Genomic DNA, 237 nt, shown 5'->3' on the forward strand with positions numbered 1-237 from the left:
AGTATCCGCCAACGAGCCGCGCAGCGTTAACCGCTGCAATCCTCGCCGCGCAGGCGGTCGCGGACGACGCGTACGCGAGCGAAGCGGAGGTTGCGCAGGCGGAGAGCGAGCTGGCGTCAGCGCTGGCGGCGTATGCCGCTGCGGAGGTGCCGGAGGCGGAAAAGGCGGGGCTGCTCGAGCGGATCGCGGAGGCGTCGGCGCGTCTTGCGGCCACGGAGGAGGGTAGCGCCCCCGGCC

Annotated in this window: 1 protein-coding gene; it reads left to right on the forward strand. The window is 73.4% G+C overall.

Going from position 1 to position 237, the window contains the following annotated elements; genetic code table 11:
* On the forward strand, window positions 1–237 hold a 237-nt coding region (locus PSHG_RS31125; protein WP_010267680.1), incomplete at both ends, for a hypothetical protein.

This window comes from Paenibacillus senegalensis JC66 (assembly GCF_000285515.1).
Taxonomy (GTDB): domain Bacteria; phylum Bacillota; class Bacilli; order Paenibacillales; family NBRC-103111; genus Paenibacillus_L; species Paenibacillus_L senegalensis.